Here is an 18,812-nt window from a genome sequence, read left to right on the forward strand (position 1 = left end):
AACGGGTTATTCAAATAATACAACAAGTAAATTTCATTTCGATTATTTATCCATATGTTGCACAAAAAAAGGACCCTTGCGGGTCCACTGTTATCCATGAAGCGGAAAACGCTCTGCTGGATGTTCCGGCAAAATGGACGAGATCAACCGTCGTACAGCCGGATGAGCAGATTCAAAAATCTGATCCTTCTCATCACAGCGCTCAATCAATCTTCCCTGCTCCATCACAGCAATGCCATCACAGATGGCATATGCCGCCCGAATATCATGCGTGATGAACAGATATGACAATCCAAACGAAGATTTCAGTTCTCCCAGCAGGGATAAAATATGCATCTGGTGAACCATATCGAGGCTGCTGACGGACTCATCCAGCACGATCAGCTTTGGTTTGAGCGCAATCGCCCGTGCAATGTTGATCCGCTGTAATTGTCCGCCGCTGAATTGATGCGGATATTTAATCCGATCTTCCGGCTTGAGGCCGACCCGTTCCAGCAGGCTTTCGACCGTTCTTTTTTGTTCCTGCACCGATAACCGTTCGTAATTGTCCAATGGCTCACCAATAATCTGCCCGGCGGTCATTCGGGGATTTACAGCAGAGTAGCAGTCCTGAAATACGACCTGCATATCCCGTCGCAGCCCCCTGCGGACTTGGGGGCTCGCATTATAAATGTCCTGTCCCTGGAACAGCACCTGACCCTCCTGCGGCTTCTCCAGCCCCAGAATAACCTTGCCCAGCGTGCTTTTACCGGCTCCGCTGGTACCAAGTAAGCCTAGGCAAAACCCACTTTCTATAGTAAGCGAAACGTTAGCCAACACAGGAGGACGTGGTTCAGAGCGGCCCAGCCATTTGCGCCTTCCATAGCTATGAGTTACTTTCTTCACTTGTAGCATGCGCATTCGCTCCCCTTTTGAAAGTGTAACCGTCGAACAGGCGACTAACCACCTACCTGATTTATGCCCCGAATGGACAACTTGGGTCTGACATGCAGCAGCATTTTCGTATATTCATCCTGCGGGTGATCGAATAACTGATGGACCTCAGCCTGCTCAACAATACGACCCTGCTGCATGACAGCCACTTCATCCGCCAATTGGGAAATGACGCCCAGATCATGCGAGATCAGCAAAATGGACGTATTGTATTCCGTACGCAAGCGATCCAGCTCTCTTAGCACCTGTAGCTGATTGACCACATCGAGCGCCGTCGTTGGTTCATCCGCAATAACTACTGCTGGCCGCAGGCACATGGAAATGGCGATCATGACCCGTTGCAACATCCCGCCGCTCAACTGAAACGAATACCGCTTCATCAGCTTGGCCGGATCGGGCAGATTCATATTTTCCAGAGCCGTTATGGCAAGTTCATGGGCCTGTCGTTTGGTTAATCCGGTGTGCGTGCGGACCGTTTCCATAAACTGAGCTCCGATCGTATACACTGGCGTAAAAGCGCTCATCGGATTTTGCATAATAAACGCGATTTCCTTGCCCCGAATACGGCGCATCTCCTCGGCCACCATTCCGTTCAGCTCACGCCCGTTCAGACGGACACTACCTTCCACGTCCATCGTCTGGCGATCCAGCAGTTGGAGCAACGCTTTACAGGTTACCGTTTTGCCGCTTCCACTCTCGCCGACAAGACCCAGTACCTGTCCCTTTTTCAGCTCAAAATGAGTTGGCTCCAGCAGAGATACCGCCCCGGCACCGGTTTTGAGCTTCACCTGTAAGCCGCTGACCTCCAGCACCTTCTCCCTGTCGTCCATCGTTGTAACTCACTCCCGTTTTACTGACGTTTGGCAATTCCGTATCGGTCGGACAGCGCCTCCCCCAATATATTGAAGGCCATCACCACCACCAGAATCATAACCCCCGGATAGATCATTAATTCCGGATGACTGCGTATGTATCCCGTTCCCTCATGAATCATCGCTCCCCATTCGGGAGTCGGCGGCTGAATGCCTAGACCAAGGAACGACAACGCGGAAATATCCATGATCGCCCAGCCCATTTCCAGCGTACCAATGACCACAATCGGCCGCAGCACATTCGGAATAATATGCCGCCGGATAATGGCCCCTGAGGAGGACCCGCTAATCCTTGCAGCAGCTATAAAATTCCGTTCTTTCAGACTGACGACCATATTGCGGCACATTCTGGCATAATACACCCACTGCACCATCATTAAGGCAAGCAGCACCTGCATGAGGCCCGGCCCAAAAATACCGACAATGCCCAGCACAAGCACCAAATTCGGAAACGCCATAATACCTTCGCAAAACCGCATCAACACACTATCGACCCAGCCGCCCACATAACCTGCTAGCGACCCGACCACAACGCCGATGCTAAGCGAGGACAGGAAAATTAATGTCGCAAAACCGAGGGAAATCCGCGCTCCATACAGCAACCGGGATAAATTGCACCGACCCAAATGATCGGTCCCCAGCCAGTATTCTTTCGAAGGTCCCTCCAGCTTGTGCAGTAAATTGACTTTAACCGGATCATGGGGAGCCAGCCAAGGAGCTAGCGCCATAATGATAAAAAGAGCAGCCAGTACGACAGAGCAGACCACGATTACCTTTTGACCTTTGAACATTGTACGCAACCTTATCATCACTGCTCTGCTCGTCCCTTCGATGAAATTCGGGGGTCCATATACAAATGCACCAGATCAACGAGCAAATTGCATACGATGAACAGGCATGCCGCCAAAAACACATAGCATTGTATGACGGGAATATCCCGGTTAAAAATCGCTTCCACAAAATAACGGCCAAACCCGGGCCATGAAAACACCTGCTCCACAATAATTGTTCCGGTCAGAAGCTTGCCCAGATTCATACCCAGACTTGTAATCAGTGGAGCAATGGCAATTTTCAGTACATGCTTGAGCATGATTACCCGCTCACGAATCCCTCTAGTTCTGGCATACTGCACATACGTTTCCTGAAGCTGCTCCAACACACTGGAACGCAGCAGGCGCGTATATAAAGCAATCAGAACCAGCGACAGGGTCACCGTGGGCAACACCAGATGCTGCCACGTTCCTCGCCCCTCTACAGGGAGCCAATCCAATCGGACAGAGAAAAAGAAGATTAACAAATATCCCAGCCAGAACTGGGGTATAGATGCGCCAAAATATGAAATTCCTCGACTAAGCATGTCGATCCATCCATTTTTACGCATCGCCGCCAGCACGCCCAGTGGAATACTCACCACAATAGATAGCACCATACTGCTCACAGCCAATTCAAAAGTGGCGGGCAGCCGAACCTTGACCTCATCCCACACCGGCTTGTTGGTCAGATACGAAGTACCAAAGTCCAATTGACTGATTCTTTGAAGTGTATGCATATACTGCGTCAGCAAAGGCTGATCCAGCCCGAACTCATGTCTTTTCTGCTCCAGAATCTCTGGAGTAGGATAAATATGAGCAGCCGTCAAATAGGCCTCGGCCGGATCAACTGGTGAAATATGAATCAGTGCAAAGGTAACGAGGGTGGCAAAGAGAACAATAGGAATGACCGCTACCATTCGCTTCCCGATATAGCTGATCATGAGTTGTCCTCCTATCCTGTAAACTACCGTTACCTATCGGCTTCAGCTACTTTCCGATTTCAATTCCCTCAAACGGATTTTCATCCCGATTAGCCGGGAATACAAAGTTTGTAATCTTTTTCTGGTACACTGCCGTTTTCTTAATATAAGAAATAGGCACAATGGCAGATTGCTCCTGAAGCGTCTTCAGAATCGAAGCATACAGCTCTTGACGCTTGGTTTCATCTGTCGATGAGAGCGCTTCGTGTACTTGCTGATCCAGGTCTTTCTTCATCGGAAGGGCACTCAGCACCTCGGAAATTCCGAAGCTCTTCTTGGCAATGACATTAATAAAGGAGTGCGGATCATAAGGCGCACCATAGTTGTACCAGAAGTACAGATCAAACTGGTTGGATCTAAGGCGCTTAATTTGAACCGTCAGCTCCAGTCCGGTCAGGTTCACTTTGACACCCAATTCTCCCCATTCAGCCTGAACGGTTTCAGCCATCGCCTTTTGGATCGGATCAGTCTTATCAAAAATCAGCTCAAAATCCAGCTGTTGTCCGTCTTTTTCCCGTACTGTACCGCCTGCGGGCAGCTTCCAGCCAGCCTCATCCAGCAACGATTTGGATTTTTCCACATCATAGCCAACAGGCTGTAAGTTTACATTCGTATACGGATAGTTTTTGGATAAAACCGTATCCGCTGTTTCCTCCAGCCCCGAGGTTACACCTTCCACCATTGCCTGCTTGTTAAAGCCATGCTGGAGTGCCAGACGTACCCGAAGGTCTGCCAGCTTGGGATTGGATGAGTTGAGTAACAGGCTTCTTGTACCGACAGGCTCGGACAGCGTGGTAACATACTGATTCGTGTCGCGAAGCTGTTTGAAAGCATCCAGACTAATGACACCCTCTCCATAAATCAGATCCAAGTCGCCTTTTTCAAAGGCCATTACACGGGTTTCGCCATCGGGAATGATTTTTACCGTAATTTTATCCACCTTCGGTGCAGTACCCCAATAGTTCGGATTACGCTTAAAGGTTGCATATTCATCTTGCTTGTATTCATCCAGCATCCAAGGTCCTGTACCTACAGGTTTCTTGATTCCTTTGGACGTATCTCCATCATCCGGGAACCCAGCTTCACCCAGAAAACGGAACGGGCGAACGACAGACAAATCCTGAAGCACTGGGTAGTATGGCTCTTTGAGCGTCATTCGGAAGGTGCTGTCATCTACAGCTTCAGTTTTGTCGAGAACGCCTACTATACCAAGCCAGCTGTGCGTTTTCTCATTTTTCATAATAGCGTCAAAGTTCTTTTTGACAATGGTCGCATTAAATAGCGTTCCATCCGAAAATTTCACACCTTTGCGCAGCTTAAACGTATATATTTTGCCGTCCTTGGAAATAGTCCAGGATTCAGCCAAAGCAGGCTCCAGCTTGCCTCCTTGCTTGTAGCTGACTAACGGCTCATAAACCATGGATTGTGCAAAAAGTTGGGAAGGATTGTATACGTGAGGATTCATCGTACCAATGTCACGCGGCCACGATAGCGTGATCGACTTTTCATTGGCAGCTCCGTCAGTAGAGGTGGATGCAGGGGTGTTTTCCTGCTTCGCGCAGCCCAAAACAACGGATAATAAGAGGAGCGCCACCAACATAAGGGTGGCAGTCTTGCGGTGTCGAACGGACATCAATGTATTTCCCCTTTTCTATATATGTGATAATGATTATCATAATCATATTTAGAATAGGTACCACTTTCTATTTTGTCAACAATATTCGACAAGCAATCCTCTTATTTATTTTAAATTTGTATAATATTAAATTTATGGCTTAATTCTCCAACGCTTGAAACAGAGTACGCGTGTACTCATGCTGTAACAAGTCTTCATCCCATTCCTTAAAGATTTCCACGATCTCCCCCTGAACCATGACGGCAACTCGATCACAAAACTGACGAGTAGATTGGAGATCATGAGTGATGAATAGGTAGGACAACTGACGTTCCATCTGCATTCTTTTGAGCATGTCCAGTACAGAAGACTGCGTTGTCGTATCCAGATTGGCGATCGATTCATCGAACAAGATAATATCCGGCTCCACCGCCAACGCTCGGGCAATACATACCCGCTGTTTTTGCCCGCCACTCAGCTGTGCTGGGTATTTTTCCAGACTGTCAGCCTCCATTCCTACTGATTCCAATAGAGACAGACAAATATCCAGCGCCTGCGCTTTTAGCTCAGGAAAATAGTTGTGGATCGGCTCCATTAAAATATCTCGAATGGTCATACGAGGATGCAATGAGGAGGACGAATCCTGTGCAACCAACTGGATTCGCTTGTACAGCTGAACGTCCTTCGTCTTTTCGAAATGTATAGGCTGATGATCCAGCCAAATCTCCCCTGAGGTCAACGACTCCAGCCCTAGAATACATTGTGCCAGCGTGCTTTTGCCACTTCCACTTTCTCCAACCAATCCAAGACACTCCCCCTGCCGTAACTCCAGACTCACCTTCTTCACGGCCTGCTCGCTATCTTGCGTGCTGAACCAGCCTTTTCTCCGTTTGCGGACAGGGTATGCTTTGGTCAAATTCTTCAATTCCAGCATCACTGGTGCATCCTTCCTTCCGGGCTCATCTCCAACACTCGATCTGCTATGCGGCTCATACCTTGGCGATCATGTGAAATCAACAATATGGTGAGATCAAAGTCTTCTCTCAATTGTTGCAGCAATGCCAAAACCTTGTCGCGGTTGATAACATCCAACGCCGTAGTAGGCTCATCGGCAATAAAGAGGCTCGGACCTGAGCTTAACATTGCAGCCAGCAGCACCCTTTGACACATGCCTCCGCTTAGTTCAAAAGGATATGACGACAAAATATGCTCAGGATCTGCAAACCCAACCTTGCGGAGCAGAGAGCGCAAATAGGCCTCCCGCACTGGAGTAGCGCCTCCTCTGGCTATCTCCATGGCACGGATCAGCATCTGCCGCATCCGTGGCAGCACGCTCAGCGGGTGGACTTGCTGCGGTGCAGTGTGGGATGGGGCAGCACCAGCGTGCCCCGGCTCCATCTGGTCGTGCGGCATCCGACGCCGCCCGTGCAGTCTAAGCGTATCCATCAGCTGGGCGCGGACAGTCCGGATCGGATTCAACCCGCTCAGCGATTGTTGAATGAGCAGGGCAATATCCTCTCGGCGCAGCCTTTGCCAGCGCCGTTCCTGGAACGGGAGAATGTCTTCCCCGTTATAGTAGATACGCCCTTGCGTAACACCGATACCTGGCTCCAGCATGCCTGCGATTGCGTGTGCGGTCAGACTCTTGCCGCATCCGCTCGGTCCGGTCAGGGCCACAATCTCCCCTGAATATATGGAAAAGCTCACATCCCGCAGCAGTGGTTTGCTCCCACTTCCGCTTGCTCCTACGCCTGTGCGGCAGATTTCCAAATGTTCCACGTGTAACAACGGTTTTCGCCCTGCCACTTGTTCTATCGTATCCTTGCCCCCAAGGGCTATTTGATCTCCCACTATTTGGCCGCCCCCTTTTCCGAAAAGCGGTCGCCCAAAAGCTGGCAGGCAAGTACGAATAGCATAATCGCTAAGCCCGGGAAAATCATGACATGCGGAGCCACCTGAAAATATGAGGTTGCATCATGCAGCATCACGCCCCACTCTGGCTTGGGTGGCTGTACACCCAGTCCAAGAAAGGATAGCCCAGCGATCATCAGCACCACGCGTCCGATATCCCATACCGCATAAACCAACAACTGTGGCAACGCTTGTGGCAATACATAACGTCTCAGTATACGTACGTGTGAATTGCCGGATAAACGGGCATACCGAACGTAGTCCTCCTGACAGGCTTTTTGAACCAGACTACGGATATACCGGACATAGCCCGCCCACCGTACCGCAATAATCGCAAGGGTCATGTTAACAAAACCCGGGCCCAAAATGCCCACAATTGCCACCGTTAAAATAATATCAGGAAAAGCCAATACGCCATCGATTCCCCGCATGATCAGCTGATCTACACGTCCACGCACATAACCAATGAGCAACCCTATAGGCAGACTGAAGCACAACGTAGCTACAGTAATTGCACATGCGATTAGCACGCTCGTCCGAATCCCGTAAATTAGCCGTGACAGCACATCCCGACCCAGATGATCCGTACCGAAAGGATATTTCCGACTGGGTGGTGCCAGACGGTTCAAAAGATCCACTTGAAGAGGATCATGAGGAGCGACCCATGGAGCCAATAACCCAAGCAGCACGATCAGACCAAAAAGTACGCCTCCTGCCAGCAAGCTCCCTTGAAAGGAAAGCCGTATCTTTTTCATTTTCAGCTTCCCCCTTAACGCAAACGTAGCCTCGGATCTATCGCCGTCTGGACCAAATCCACCAAACACTGAACACCTACAATTAAAAATACGGCAAAAATAACATACCCCTGAATCACCGGATAATCTCGCTGGGTAATCGCATCTATAAAATACTTACCTAACCCCGGCCATGAAAAAATGGTCTCGACGATGACATTACCTGCCAGCATAAATGATAGATTGGTACCTAGCAGTGTAATCATAGGCAGAACCGCATGCTTAAATATCTCAAAAAACAGGATATGCATACGTGAAAAGCCTCGAGCCTTCGCTGCTTTCACAAAATTCCGGTCACCCAGCTCCAGCATTTGAGCGCGCAGTACACGGGCTTGCACCGCTCCCAAACCTGCGCCAAGAGTCAGCGCTGGGAGCACTAGATGTGTCCAGTCCTCCCTTCCCATGGATGGGAGCCAGCCCAAGCGAACGGAGAATAGATAGATCAACAGAAAACCAAGCCAAAAAGAGGGAATCGACGATCCCAGCAGGGCAAACAGCCTGCCCAGACGATCCAGTGGGCCGCTGATTTTTAGCGAGGCAGCCAGTCCCAGCCCCAGCGTAAGCACCGTCATGACGGCAAAGCCCGCAGCAGCTAGCTCCACAGTAGCAGGCAGTCTGTTCCATAGTTCGGCTAGCACGGATTCCTTGGATACATACGAGGTGCCCCAATGCCCCGTGAACACATCTCGCAGCCAGTTCACATATTGAATATGAAGCGGCTCGTTTAAGCCCAGTTCCTGCCGTAGCGTCGTCAACGCCTCCTCAGAGGCAGGGACATTATGCGCGGTGAGCAAAATAGTAGCAGGGTCACCAGGAGCGAGCCGCATCAGTACAAAAGTCAGCGTGGATACAACGAATACAATGATGAGCAGCTGCGCCACACGTTCCAGTATAAAACGAATCATAGGATACGCAGCTCGTTATTCCGTAATATCAGATTGCGCTGTAATGTAGTAATACTCGATCGGATGGGGTGTAAAACCCTCCACCCCTTTTTTCACACCAAACACATTATCAGGATGCACAATGAACGACTGTGGCAAATCCGCATTGATGATATCCAGCGCTTGTAGTGTCACAGCATTACGCTGCGCTGTATCCTTCGCCAGCTTCAAGCTGTTAAGAATACTCTCTAGCGGTTTGGAACTATACCGGCTTACATTGGCTTCGCTTTTCGAAGAATAAAACATGTCCATAAAATATTGCGGCTCTCCTGTATGAGCAGTAAGCATGCTGTACATTGCAAAATCCCAATCGTTTTTGGTCAACGCCTCGTCGATATTTTCCACCTTGCGAATCTTGACCTGGATTCCCTCTTTCAGCAATTGGCTTTGGATGACCTCAGCCATAACAGAGAGCTCCGGACGCTGAGGGAAAGTCAGCAGCGTAACCTCGAACGGCTTGCCTTGCTTAGTCCATGTCCCTTGGGCGTCCTTCTGCCAGCCATCCTTCGTCAACAGCTGCTCTGCCGTTCCCCCCAGCGCTTTACGCTCAACTTTACCAAAGGGAAGAATGCTCGGGAATGGGCTGCTTGCTTCCGTACCGAAGCCCCTCATGACGGCGCTCACAATCGATGTGCGTGGAATCAGGCTGTCCACCACCTTACGGTTCGCCGCATCCTTGAATACTGGCGATTCCATATTGTACACGATCATATGGGTGCGCAAGGAGGGAGCCGACAGCACTTGTAGCTTGTCATTCTTTTTCAGTACCTCTGCATTATCAACCGGAATATCCGTCGCTACGTCCACCTCGCCGGATTGCAGCGCCATCAGACGCGAATTCCCGTCCGTAATGAACTTCATCGTCGCTTCAGCCAGTCGTGCCTTCTCGCCCCAATATCCGTCATAACGCTCTACGACCAACGATTGGTCCTTGTTGAACGCTTTGATTTTAAAGGCGCCTGTCATCGCTGGGTAACTCTGCTCATCTTTCATCGATGCCACATCCAGTACAATTGTCGATGGATCAGCTAGATTGGACACCAGCGCCGCGTTCGGCTGGTTTGTCGTGATTTTCAAAGCCAGCGGGCCGCTTACATCAATGGACTTCACATTCAGTAAATCCTTCGCCAGATGGCTTTTCTCGATAGAGCGCAGCAAAGACGCTTTTACACCTGCTGCATCCATACTCTTTCCATCATGAAAAGTGACTTTATCCTGCAAGCTGAACGTCCAAACTGTAGGACTATCCTGCTTCCACTCCTTTGCCAGCCAAGCCACAGGCTCCAGCTTTTCATTCAAACGTACCAGTGTCTCACCTGCACCGGATCGCATCACATCCCAGCTATTATCTCCGTGCGGGTCAACGCCTGACGGTTTCCATGTATACGCCATTACCAGCTTTTTATCTGTCGCTGTTTGTTGTGCTGACGCGTTTTCACCCTTGCCGGAGCTATCCGACGTCTTATTGCTGGCACATCCCGAAAGAGCCATAACTGCCAGCAACAGCATCACCCCTGTACATATCAACCATGAACGCCTGCTACGATTGCTAATCATTCAATGAATCCCCCTCTATCTTGTAAAATCATATAAACCTAACGCAAAACGCGAAAAAAGCATTCCGGACCACTTGATCAGCAGTCAGAAATGCTTTCATTATAAAATGTCAAAACTCACCTCGAAGCCAACTCCAAAAACATAGAAGGGATCGGATCGGTTTCAGACATTCCGTATGCAGCACGCCTAACCACCTCCCCAGCATCCCGTGGGTCTGACAGTGATGTCAAAACAGGCAGGTCTCCTGACTCCAGGCGCATCTTTCAGGCCTTCCCGGTTCTTCACAGTTCCAGTGGCTGTTCTGAAAGCTCCAGCAGTATCCTGCTGATGCCTGTATACAGTGGCGGGTCCGTGTCGGAATCTACCGAACTTCCCTTTTAAGTGAACACGCTCAACAACCATCTACATGGTCTCAACAAAACCTCGTACATAGAGTCGTCCGGCTCACACCTGTTTTCTTCCTTTATTTCTTTCCATTACGATCTTATTTTGTTGTCACAGGCTTGTCAATAAATGCTGCACAATAATTTAAATTTGAACGATGTGGCGAGAATGAAGGTGATGTCTATTCATTGCGTGCACGAAATGAACGTGCTAAAATTAGGTATATAGATAATCATCGTGTCCGTATACTAAAAAGAGTCTTCGCCGCGCCAACGGCAAAGACTCTTAGGACTTGAAAGGCTGTGGATCACCACCACGGCGCGCTGCATAACTAAATGTTAATGCAAACGAAACCCACCGTTAGGGGCCAACCTAATTACGCGGTGGGTTTTCGCTTGTTCCGAAATTTTCGACGTAGCCAGCGATAAAGTTTACGAATACTAAACACCAGGCTTAGTAACGTAACCATCCAACGCACCACATCGTAGCACGACACAAGTGTAACCATCGGCTTCACCCCCTTTCGGGAAGCTGCACCGTAGTCCGAAAACATCCACCACTATTCAAAATCCATAAGGTAAATTATACCACGACCTCGCCCACTACTCTAGCAAATTCCTCTAGTAAATAAATCAACTTAAGAGTTAACTTTAGCGCCACTGCACAGTCGGACAGGGTCAATATCTATATGTCCCCAGACGGCAAGGGTTTATTTATTCCTAATCATCAAACCTTCTGTGGAACCTCCTGAACCGTCACGCTTTTGACCGGTTCGCCCTGTTTTCTTGTCAAAACGATGTTCAAGACAATCGCTGTAATCGAACCCGAAACGATGCCATTTTGCAACAGCATTTTAGCAAAGCTCGGCAGCTGGTCGAACATTTGCGGCAGAACGGCAGAGCCTAGGCCCACGGCAATGCTGCATGCTGCGATCAGCAGATTGCTTTCTTTCCGTAGATCCACTTCTGACAAAATAGACATGCCTGATGCAGCGACCGAGCCGAACATGACGATCATCGCCCCGCCCAGCACAGCGTTAGGAATCACTGTCGTTAAGGCAGCCAGCTTAGGAAGCAAACCAAGAACAACCATGATACCGCCCGCAGCAAAAATAACGTTTCGCGATTTGACGCGCGTGAGTGAAATCAAACCAACATTTTGCGAGAAAGCTGTATAAGGAAACGCGTTAAAAATACCCCCAAGCATAATCGCAAGTCCTTCGGAACGCAGACCATTGACGATCTGCTTCTGCTCCACCTTCTGATCAATCGCTTTGCCTACTGCCAGATAAACGCCCGTTGACTCGACCATGCTGACAATATTGACGATAATCATCGTACAAACTGCCATAATGCTAAACTCTGGCTTACCAAAATAAAACGGCTGTGCAACACTCACCCATGAGGCCTCCGCCACGGGAGCAAAATGCACCATTCCCATTCCATAAGCAACCACTGTGCCCGCGAACAAACCAATAAGCACGGAAATCGAGCGCAAAAAGCCTTTTGCCAACCGATTCACAAGCAGAATAACCAGTAGTGTGACTAACGCCAACAGTAAATTACGTGGCTGTCCAAAGTCCGAACTGCCCTGGCCCCCTGCTACATTGTTCATCGCCACCGGAATAAGGGATAGACCGATAATCGTAACGACCGAACCTGTAACCACCGTGGGGAAAAAGCGTAGCAGCTTGCCATACAACGGTGCTGCTAACACCACAAATATACCAGACAAAATAATTGCACCATACGCTGTCGCTAAATTTGAGGTCGAAGCAATCGCGATGATGGGCCCTACTGCCGTAAACGTACAGCCTAAAATGACAGGCAGTCTACTACCGAAAAAGCGTGTGCCCATAATCTGTAATAACGTAGCAATCCCGCAAGTGAACAGATCGGCAGCCACCAAATAAGCCATCTGGGCTGGTGTCAGGTGCAATGCTCCCCCTACAATTAGAGGTACAGCAATTGCTCCAGCGTACATCGCCATGACATGCTGGAAGCCCAGCGCGAATAACTTTTGTTTACTTAACATCCCACATTCTCCTTAACGGGAGGAATCACCACGCCAGCTTCCTCTATAAAATGAACCTCGCCTGGTGCCATGGAAGCGATACGCGCAAGAGAACGTACGGCAATGCCTCTTTGCTCCAACAGTCCACGACCTTCCTGGAAGCTCTTCTCAATCACACAGCCAACCCCGGCCAACTCCGCTCCTGCTTCCTTAACAATATCCGTAAGTCCGACCAATGCTGCGCCAGTAGCCAAAAAATCATCTACGATCAGCACATGGTCGCTGGCATGGAGATATTTTTGGGAAATACTCACCTGATAGGTTTCCTGCCGAGTGAACGAATGAACCTCTGCGAAGTATACCTGCTCATTCAGCGTGATTGCTTTCTTTTTCTTCGCATAAATGAAAGGGACCCCCAAGGCAATAGCAGTAGCCATAGCAAATTGAATACCACTAGCTTCAATTGTAAGCACCTTGGTGATCGGAGCACTGCCGAAAAGGCGTGCAAACTCCTTACCAATCTCCAATGCTAATGCTGTATCTACCTGATGATTCAAAAATGAATCTACCTTTAATACGGTGTCAGATAAAATTTGTCCCTCTTGACGAATACGTTCCTCCAAAGCTTTCATTATGCGAGTATCGCTCCTTCTGTACTTTAAAATAGTATAAAACCTGCCAAAACCAAAAAAAGGACAGGCTCCCTTGAGTTGTTTCTCAAGTGAAGCCTGTCCTTGGGGTTGTAATCCCTGACGGATTGGCGCACAAATAAATGCCCGCATTCATCCAAAGCCGATGCGCTATCACTCATAGTCGGACGATTACAGTGGTCATCCGGTAGAAACTTCTGGGCCATATCCCCAATATTATACGAGTCATATGAAATTGATATCTTGTATACTACACCCTCTGGCGGGCGGTTTCAAGACTATTTTTCATACAGACAGCGGCATTTGGAGAACCTTCCACAATTGGAATATCGTAAATCAAGCCGACCTTTGTTCAAGGTATATATATTGTAAGGACTTTGCATAATCCTGATTGTAGAAAACAGATAAAAAACAAAAATACATGCAAAACAACATTTAATTTTAATTATAATTTTAGAAAACAAAAATAAAACCACAAATTATACTTCCGTTTATGTTGACTACAAAGAAAAACGGAAGTAGTATGGAGTTAGTTAAGAAAGCAAAAGGCAGACTTTCAGGCTGCCAGTATTTTATCCATGCAAGGAGATTGGGTATGAATAATTATCTTGCTGTTGATATTGGAGCTTCAAGCGGAAGGCTCGTAAGTGCAACTCTGCAAGGTGACCAGCTACACTTGCAAGAGCTTCACCGTTTCAACAACTCCTTTACCGAAAAAAACGGACACGATTACTGGAATATCGACGAACTATTGAATGAGATTATTCAGGGCTTGCAAAAAGCTAAACAGACGGGGATTCACTCCTGTACGCTCGGCATTGATACATGGGCTGTAGATTACGTACTGCTTGATCAGAAAGGAAACCGCATTCATGAGGTATACGCTTACCGGGATGCACGTACCCTCCATGCGCCCGACAGGCTGCACCAGCTCATCAGTCGAGAGGCTGTGTATGAGAAAACAGGCATTCAGGAACTAAACTTTAATACCCTGTATCAACTGTTCGTCCATGATCGGGAACAGCTTGCCCAGGCAGATAAAATATTGATGGTCCCCGATTATCTGTACTATCGCCTGACAGGCATCATGATCAATGAAATGACGAATGCGTCCACGATGCAGCTTCTCAACGTGAACACCCGAGAGTTTGATGAAGACCTGCTATCCCTGCTCCAACTGCGACGCAATCAGTTTTCAGAGCTTGCCGAGCCTGGACAGGTTCTGGGTTCTCTTTTGCCGGAGCTTGTTCAAAAATATGATCTTCCGGACTGTCAGATCATTCTTGCTCCTACTCACGATACTGCATCGGCTGTTGCAGGTGTTCCGTCACAGCGGGAAGAATCTTGGGCTTATATTAGCAGCGGAACGTGGTCACTACTGGGAATGGAACGATCCCAAGCCTTGAATACCAAGGCAGCCATGCAGGCGAACTACACCAATGAGTGGGGCGCTTACGGTACGTACCGTTTTCTGAAAAATATTATGGGGTTATGGATGATTCAAGAGGTTAGAAGAGAGGGCGGTTCCGCACATAGCTTTGCTGAATTGGCCGAACTGGCTTCAGCAGAGACACCGTTTGTCAGTCTCGTCCTCTGTAACCAGTCATCCTTCTTAAACCCGGATAGTATGACCCTTGAAATCCAGCGATTCTGTGAAGAAACAGGCCAGCCCATCCCCAAGACGCCGGGTTCACTCGCCCGCTGTATTTTCGACAGTCTGGCCTTAAGCTACCGCGATGCCTTACACGAACTGCAACGTTTAACAGACGAAACGATTACCAGATTGTACATTGTCGGCGGAGGCGCTAACAACGAGTTACTATGTCAGCTAACAGCCGATCTCTTGGGAATTGAGGTTCAGGCAGGTCCTTCCGAATCTACGGCCATCGGCAATATTGTCGTGCAATTAATCAGCTCTGGTGCTCTTGAAGATCTCAAAGCTGCTGGCCGAACCATCGCCCGCTCCTTTCCGACTCGGCTATATGAGCCGAAATCGGTGGAAGGCTTGCAAGAACTCCTGGATCGCTGGGAGCGCCTCAAGATACAAGCAACATCCTCTATTCAGATATCTCAATAAAGGAGTAAAGCCATGAATGAAGCTATTGAAGCTAGTTATAACGAAGCGAAAAAGCTGTATGCCCGCCACGGTATTCAAGTTGACGACATTTTACGGAAGCTTTCACAAATCAAAATATCACTGCACTGCTGGCAGGGAGATGATGTTCAGGGATTTCTGTTCAAAGACAAACAGCTTAGCGGGGGGATTGCCGTAACGGGCAGCTACCCGGGCAGAGCAGGCACGCCGCATGAGTTGCGTCAGGATTTAGAAAAAGCTCTATCGCTTATTCCGGGTAAACACAAGGTCAATCTGCACGCAATCTATGCGGACACCACAGAACAAGTGGATCTGGATCAACTGGAGCCACGCCATTTTCAGAACTGGGTAGACTGGGCCAAACAGCAAGGGCTCGGGCTTGATTTTAATCCAACTTTGTTCTCCCATCCCAAAGCGGAAGACGGCTTCACACTGAGTCACAAGGATTCGGAAATCCGCGATTTCTGGATCACACACTGCAAAAAATCACGCAGGATTGCAGAGCATTTTGGCAAAGAACTCGGTCAGCCCTGTGTCACAAACCACTGGATGCCGGATGGCTATAAAGATACTCCGGTTGATCGGTTGGCTCCAAGAGAACGTCTGCGTGATGCGCTGGACGAAATTTTTAGCGAGGAAATCAGCGAGGAATACAACATCGATGCGGTTGAAAGCAAGCTGTTCGGCATCGGCTCAGAAAGCTATGTCGTGGGCTCACATGAATTCTATATGGGTTACGCCCTGACACGCGGTAAATCTATCTGTCTCGACGCTGGTCACTTCCATCCAACTGAAGTCATTTCGAACAAACTGTCCTCTGTGCTGATGTTCACCGATCAATTATTGCTCCATGTCAGCAGACCGGTTCGTTGGGACAGTGATCATGTCGTGACGATGGACGACGAATTGCTGGACATTGCCCGTGAGCTGGTTCGCGGTGAATTGCTTTCCCGAACCCATATCGGTCTTGATTTCTTTGATGGCAGTATCAATCATGTAGCAGCATGGGTCATCGGAACACGCAACACGATCAAAGCGCTGCTTCGCGCTATGCTCGAACCGATTGAAGCATTAAAGCAGGCGGAAGAGGAACGGGATTTCACCACTCGTCTTGCTCTGGTCGAAGAGTTTAAATCGTATCCGTTTGGTGCCATATGGGATTACTATTGCGCTCAAAACGGCGTTCCTGTTCGTGAGGAATGGCTGGCCGAAGTAAAAAACTATGAACAACAGGTACTGCTGAAACGGTAACTACTGCACTGATAATGCTTATATTCATATCATACAAAGGGAGAGATTATCCATGACTACTGTGCTGGAGAATCAAAAAGAACGCAAATCGGGACTGGATATCCCATTTGTTCGCGAGATGGCGGAAATTACACAAAACATGTGGAAATTCGGCTGGGATGAACGCAATGGAGGTAATGTAAGCTATATTCTGGATGAAGCTGAGGTTGCAAAATATATAGATATTCATCAGGTCATTCGGACGATTAAACCTGCTTTCCCAGTGAATGAACTGGCTGGTAAATATTTTATCGTCACCGGATCAGGAAAATATTTTAAAAACGTAATTGCAGATCCAGAAGCTAACTTAGGAGTCCTTCGTGTCTCCCAGGATGGTGAGCAATTGGAAGTCTTGTGGGGCCTCAAACATGGCGCAGTGCCTACCAGTGAGTTACCTTCCCATTTTATGGGCCACATTGAGCGCTTGAAGGTCGATCCTAACCATCGTGTTGTGATTCATAATCATGCCACCCATGTTATTGCCATGACCTTCATTCATAGTCTGGACGAAAACCAATTCACCAAAACGCTGTGGGAAATGTGTACCGAATGTATTGTCGTCTTTCCAGACGGTATTGGTGTAATCCCTTGGATGGTACCAGGTTCCAGCGAAATCGGCCGCGAAACGGCTAAAAAAATGAAGGATCATCACGCTGTATTATGGCCTCATCATGGCATTTTCGGAACGGGCAGCTCCATTGATGAAGCGTTTGGCCTGATTGAAACGATTGAAAAAGCGGCGCAAATTTATATGCTCATTGCTCACCATGATATTCAGCAACGAATTACGGATCAGGAATTGGCCGATCTGGCGAAAGCCTTTAACGTTACTCCAAAAGAAGGAATCCTGAACGTATAAATGTAGGCTAATCTTCATCTCATAATACAGAACTTAAAAGGCTCCATGGCTCGTCTCAAACCGGCCATGGAGCCTTTGGCATACCTAGTTTTAATTATATAACCCTTAATTCCAATGAATTAACTTGTAATTACGCTTCCCTTTATATACAATAAAATCAAAATTCCCTTATCTCCACCAAAGGAGAGGTGACAAGTTATGAAAAGAGCAAAAAATGAAGATCACTTCGACATCGTGGAAGACCATTATTTCACAGCTACCGAACTGGAAAAATCCAGCGCCATTTGGCCAGTCAGACTTGGTATGGATATTTCGAAAACAAGCTGCCATGTCGGTCCCAAGGCTGTTCCTTATTTTTATTTGATTTTTGTACTTGAAGGTCAGGCTGAGTTTATTTATAAGCAGCAGAATTACCGTGTCCAAAAGTCTGATTTATTCTGTTTTTTTCCGCATCTTGCCCATGAATATTACACCGATCAGGAGCACCCGTTGCAAAAGGTATGGATTGCCTTTGAGGGACCCAAGTCCCTCGCATTGCTGGAGCGGATCGGAATTAATCCCTCTACGCCATTTATGGCTAACGCAGTGAGCGAGGAAATCCTCGGACTTATCTCCAACCTGTTTTCCATCGTACACGACAACAGCAGACAAGGCAGCGATCTGGCCCGCTTGATTACACTGCACCAGATCTTCGAGGAATTGTCCCGCAACACATCTGACGTGCTGCGCAACTTTGTATGCTCTGATTATTGGCTCCAGCAGGGGAAAGATTACATTGAAATGCATTATTGTGACCGTGTTACGATTGAGCAAATTGCCGAGCATGTAGGTGTGGATCGTGCGCATTTTTCACGTAAGTTCCATTCCACCTTCCTCATCTCTCCCGCCAAGTATTTGCAAAACCTCAAGATTAACGAAGCCAAAAGATTACTGGAGCAGACAACTTACAATTTGTCGATCATAGCCCAGTCCATCGGCTATACCGATATGTCCACCTTTTCCAAGGCATTTAAGAAAACGGCAGGGATTCCACCGCGTGAGTATCGCTTCCGACATCAGTCCCGGCAAGAGATTCGTACCGTCAACGCTTAGTCGGAATCCAG

16 protein-coding genes and 2 riboswitches are annotated in these 18,812 nt (G+C 48.3%); of the genes, 4 read left to right on the forward strand and 12 right to left on the reverse strand.

The genetic code is table 11. The features are described from left to right. Window positions 1-90: 90 nt before the first annotated feature. The 12 genes from nikE to ACM1ND_RS26330 all read right to left on the reverse strand — a co-directional run bounded on the left by nikE (window position 91) and on the right by ACM1ND_RS26330 (window position 13,447). Entirely contained in the window at window positions 91-900 is an 810-nt protein-coding gene (gene nikE / locus ACM1ND_RS26275) for a nickel import ATP-binding protein NikE (protein WP_023990977.1), read from the reverse strand. Window positions 901-938: 38 nt separating this feature from the next. Beyond that, a complete protein-coding gene (locus ACM1ND_RS26280; RefSeq protein ID WP_068939150.1) occupies window positions 939-1,763 on the reverse strand; it encodes an ABC transporter ATP-binding protein in 825 nt (274 codons plus the stop codon). Between the two features lie 20 nt (window positions 1,764-1,783). After that, window positions 1,784-2,614, reverse strand: coding sequence for a nickel ABC transporter permease subunit NikC (nikC, locus tag ACM1ND_RS26285; protein WP_080682961.1), 831 nt, complete (start codon window positions 2,612-2,614; stop codon window positions 1,784-1,786). Beyond that, a complete protein-coding gene (gene nikB, locus ACM1ND_RS26290; RefSeq protein ID WP_076156646.1) occupies window positions 2,614-3,558 on the reverse strand; it encodes a nickel ABC transporter permease subunit NikB in 945 nt (314 codons plus the stop codon). Before nikB (ACM1ND_RS26290) ends, nikC (ACM1ND_RS26285) begins: the two co-directional genes overlap by 1 nt. 46 nt (window positions 3,559-3,604) lie before the next feature. Further along, the gene (gene nikA, locus ACM1ND_RS26295; RefSeq protein ID WP_418026887.1) at window positions 3,605-5,230 is read right to left on the reverse strand and encodes a nickel ABC transporter substrate-binding protein; all 1,626 of its coding nucleotides are present in this window, start codon (window positions 5,228-5,230) and stop codon (window positions 3,605-3,607) included. Window positions 5,231-5,372: 142 nt separating this feature from the next. Then, window positions 5,373-6,149 (reverse strand): ABC transporter ATP-binding protein, encoded by a 777-nt coding sequence (locus tag ACM1ND_RS26300; protein ID WP_071558035.1) that lies wholly within the window; start codon window positions 6,147-6,149, stop codon window positions 5,373-5,375. Then, window positions 6,146-7,063 carry an ATP-binding cassette domain-containing protein gene (locus ACM1ND_RS26305; protein ID WP_418026888.1) on the reverse strand — a complete coding sequence of 306 codons (918 nt, stop codon included), beginning with the start codon at window positions 7,061-7,063 and terminating at the stop codon, window positions 6,146-6,148. Before ACM1ND_RS26305 ends, ACM1ND_RS26300 begins: the two co-directional genes overlap by 4 nt. Next, window positions 7,063-7,878: a nickel transporter permease gene (gene nikC / locus ACM1ND_RS26310; protein WP_053326421.1), complete on the reverse strand. Its 816-nt coding sequence runs from the start codon at window positions 7,876-7,878 to the stop codon at window positions 7,063-7,065. The genes ACM1ND_RS26305 and nikC (ACM1ND_RS26310) overlap by 1 nt, the downstream gene beginning before the upstream one ends. Window positions 7,879-7,892: 14 nt before the next feature. Further along, on the reverse strand, window positions 7,893-8,822 hold the full coding sequence (gene nikB / locus ACM1ND_RS26315; protein ID WP_023990985.1) for a nickel ABC transporter permease: 930 nt from the start codon (window positions 8,820-8,822) through the stop codon (window positions 7,893-7,895). Window positions 8,823-8,837: 15 nt separating this feature from the next. Then, the gene (locus tag ACM1ND_RS26320; protein WP_418026889.1) at window positions 8,838-10,418 is read right to left on the reverse strand and encodes an ABC transporter substrate-binding protein; all 1,581 of its coding nucleotides are present in this window, start codon (window positions 10,416-10,418) and stop codon (window positions 8,838-8,840) included. A gap of 216 nt (window positions 10,419-10,634) precedes the next feature. Beyond that, window positions 10,635-10,839, reverse strand: a riboswitch (cobalamin riboswitch). Window positions 10,840-11,528: 689 nt separating this feature from the next. Continuing rightward, window positions 11,529-12,836: a nucleobase:cation symporter-2 family protein gene (locus ACM1ND_RS26325; protein ID WP_071558032.1), complete on the reverse strand. Its 1,308-nt coding sequence runs from the start codon at window positions 12,834-12,836 to the stop codon at window positions 11,529-11,531. After that, on the reverse strand, window positions 12,830-13,447 hold the full coding sequence (locus ACM1ND_RS26330) for a xanthine phosphoribosyltransferase (RefSeq protein ID WP_053326423.1): 618 nt from the start codon (window positions 13,445-13,447) through the stop codon (window positions 12,830-12,832). The genes ACM1ND_RS26325 and ACM1ND_RS26330 overlap by 7 nt, the downstream gene beginning before the upstream one ends. A 158-nt stretch (window positions 13,448-13,605) precedes the next feature. After that, window positions 13,606-13,709, reverse strand: a riboswitch (purine riboswitch). A 351-nt stretch (window positions 13,710-14,060) separates the two neighbouring features. On the opposite strand from ACM1ND_RS26330, the gene rhaB reads away from it, so the two are divergent. The 4 genes from rhaB to ACM1ND_RS26350 all read left to right on the forward strand — a co-directional run bounded on the left by rhaB (window position 14,061) and on the right by ACM1ND_RS26350 (window position 18,801). Continuing rightward, window positions 14,061-15,542, forward strand: a complete 1,482-nt coding sequence (gene rhaB, locus ACM1ND_RS26335; RefSeq protein ID WP_069081037.1) for a rhamnulokinase — start codon at window positions 14,061-14,063, stop codon at window positions 15,540-15,542. Window positions 15,543-15,554: 12 nt separating this feature from the next. Then, window positions 15,555-16,811: an L-rhamnose isomerase gene (gene rhaA / locus ACM1ND_RS26340; protein WP_053326424.1), complete on the forward strand. Its 1,257-nt coding sequence runs from the start codon at window positions 15,555-15,557 to the stop codon at window positions 16,809-16,811. 52 nt (window positions 16,812-16,863) lie between these two features. Continuing rightward, complete coding sequence (rhaD, locus tag ACM1ND_RS26345; protein ID WP_023990992.1) at window positions 16,864-17,709, forward strand: rhamnulose-1-phosphate aldolase; 846 nt, start codon at window positions 16,864-16,866, stop codon at window positions 17,707-17,709. 198 nt (window positions 17,710-17,907) lie between these two features. Beyond that, entirely contained in the window at window positions 17,908-18,801 is an 894-nt protein-coding gene (locus ACM1ND_RS26350) for an AraC family transcriptional regulator (RefSeq protein ID WP_028540885.1), read from the forward strand. Window positions 18,802-18,812: the final 11 nt, after the last annotated feature.

This window comes from Paenibacillus sp. JJ1722, assembly GCF_048282685.1.
Taxonomy (GTDB): domain Bacteria; phylum Bacillota; class Bacilli; order Paenibacillales; family Paenibacillaceae; genus Paenibacillus; species Paenibacillus polymyxa_B.

Coding starts and splice junctions, on each gene's coding strand:
- nikE (WP_023990977.1), bottom strand. CDS start 900: ATGCGCATGCTACAAGTGAAGAAAGTAACTCATAGCTATGGAAGGCGC.
- ACM1ND_RS26280 (WP_068939150.1), bottom strand. CDS start 1,763: ATGGACGACAGGGAGAAGGTGCTGGAGGTCAGCGGCTTACAGGTGAAG.
- nikC (WP_080682961.1), bottom strand. CDS start 2,614: ATGATAAGGTTGCGTACAATGTTCAAAGGTCAAAAGGTAATCGTGGTC.
- nikB (WP_076156646.1), bottom strand. CDS start 3,558: ATGATCAGCTATATCGGGAAGCGAATGGTAGCGGTCATTCCTATTGTT.
- nikA (WP_418026887.1), bottom strand. CDS start 5,230: ATGTCCGTTCGACACCGCAAGACTGCCACCCTTATGTTGGTGGCGCTC.
- nikC (WP_053326421.1), bottom strand. CDS start 7,878: ATGAAAAAGATACGGCTTTCCTTTCAAGGGAGCTTGCTGGCAGGAGGC.
- nikB (WP_023990985.1), bottom strand. CDS start 8,822: ATGATTCGTTTTATACTGGAACGTGTGGCGCAGCTGCTCATCATTGTA.
- ACM1ND_RS26320 (WP_418026889.1), bottom strand. CDS start 10,418: ATGATTAGCAATCGTAGCAGGCGTTCATGGTTGATATGTACAGGGGTG.
- ACM1ND_RS26325 (WP_071558032.1), bottom strand. CDS start 12,836: ATGTTAAGTAAACAAAAGTTATTCGCGCTGGGCTTCCAGCATGTCATG.
- ACM1ND_RS26330 (WP_053326423.1), bottom strand. CDS start 13,447: ATGAAAGCTTTGGAGGAACGTATTCGTCAAGAGGGACAAATTTTATCT.
- rhaB (WP_069081037.1), top strand. CDS start 14,061: ATGAATAATTATCTTGCTGTTGATATTGGAGCTTCAAGCGGAAGGCTC.
- rhaA (WP_053326424.1), top strand. CDS start 15,555: ATGAATGAAGCTATTGAAGCTAGTTATAACGAAGCGAAAAAGCTGTAT.
- rhaD (WP_023990992.1), top strand. CDS start 16,864: ATGACTACTGTGCTGGAGAATCAAAAAGAACGCAAATCGGGACTGGAT.
- ACM1ND_RS26350 (WP_028540885.1), top strand. CDS start 17,908: ATGAAAAGAGCAAAAAATGAAGATCACTTCGACATCGTGGAAGACCAT.